The 1,189-nt window shown below is 48.3% G+C and carries 2 protein-coding genes; both read left to right on the top strand.

The window, feature by feature from the left end; all coding sequences use genetic code 11:
- Nucleotides 1-143: 143 nt before the first annotated feature.
- Entirely contained in the window at nt 144-617 is a 474-nt protein-coding gene (gene dfrA14 / locus ACHH0Z_RS25570) for a trimethoprim-resistant dihydrofolate reductase DfrA14 (RefSeq protein ID WP_004201280.1), read from the top strand.
- 220 nt (nt 618-837) lie between these two features.
- On the top strand, nt 838-1,104 hold the full coding sequence (mobC, locus tag ACHH0Z_RS25565; protein WP_001144737.1) for a plasmid mobilization relaxosome protein MobC: 267 nt from the start codon (nt 838-840) through the stop codon (nt 1,102-1,104).
- The last annotated feature ends 85 nt before the right edge of the window (nt 1,105-1,189 follow it).

Raw genomic sequence — 1,189 nt, 5'->3', positions numbered from 1 at the left:
CTGTTTTTTTGTACAGTCTATGCCTCGGGCATCCAAGCAGCAAGCGCGTTACGCCGTGGGTCGATGTTTGATGTTATGGAGCAGCAACGATGTTACGCAGCAGGGCAGTCGCCCTAAAACAAAGTTAACCCAGGATGAGAACCTTGAAAGTATCATTGATGGCTGCGAAAGCGAAAAACGGCGTGATTGGTTGCGGTCCAGACATACCCTGGTCCGCGAAAGGGGAGCAGCTACTTTTTAAAGCATTGACCTACAATCAGTGGCTTCTGGTGGGTCGCAAGACGTTTGAATCTATGGGCGCACTCCCCAATAGGAAATACGCGGTCGTTACCCGCTCAGGTTGGACATCAAATGATGACAATGTAGTTGTATTTCAGTCAATCGAAGAGGCCATGGACAGGCTAGCTGAATTCACCGGTCACGTTATAGTGTCTGGTGGCGGAGAAATTTACCGAGAAACATTACCCATGGCCTCTACGCTCCACTTATCGACGATCGACATCGAGCCAGAGGGGGATGTTTTCTTCCCGAGTATTCCAAATACCTTCGAAGTTGTTTTTGAGCAACACTTTACTTCAAACATTAACTATTGCTATCAAATTTGGAAAAAGGGTTAACAAAGCTATGCAATCGACGGCAAAAAGCTTCGTTCGCTTCGCGCACTACGCCTTTTCCGCGATTGATAGCGACGTTATGTGAATATTGAAATGAGCATTCCAAAGAAAGGAAGTAGAAAAATTATCGTGGGCGAAAATGAGTTTTTGTGGCTCATTAGGTCAAAACTCACATATTCGCAGGACTGTTTAGGTACAGAAATGACTGCGGTCGTTGAACCGGATGCCGGTCCTCACTGATGAAGAAGTGAACACCGTACGGGAATCGTGCCGGCAGCTTGGAGCTATCGGCCGGAACCTCAACCAGGTGGCCAGGGCCTTGAACATCGAGTTCAGGGAAAGTGACAAGCTCAAGCAAGAGGCCATCGAAAAACTGGCCGAACGGATCGACCAGCATTTGGACCATGTGTCTGAGCTGTTCGATAAGACCTGGAGCCGGTGGCACGATTGTCATTTTCAGAAGACGACTGCACCAGTTGATTGGGCGTAATGGCTGTTGTGCAGCCAGCTCCTGACAGTTCAATATCAGAAGTGATCTGCACCAATCTCGACTATGCTCAATACTCGTGTGGGCT

The organism is Enterobacter cloacae complex sp. 2024EL-00227 (genome assembly GCF_043945315.1).
Classification (GTDB): Bacteria; Pseudomonadota; Gammaproteobacteria; order Enterobacterales; family Enterobacteriaceae; genus Enterobacter; species Enterobacter roggenkampii.
Note: the sequence above shows the minus strand (reverse complement) of the source record. Positions and strands in the feature narration are given on the sequence as shown.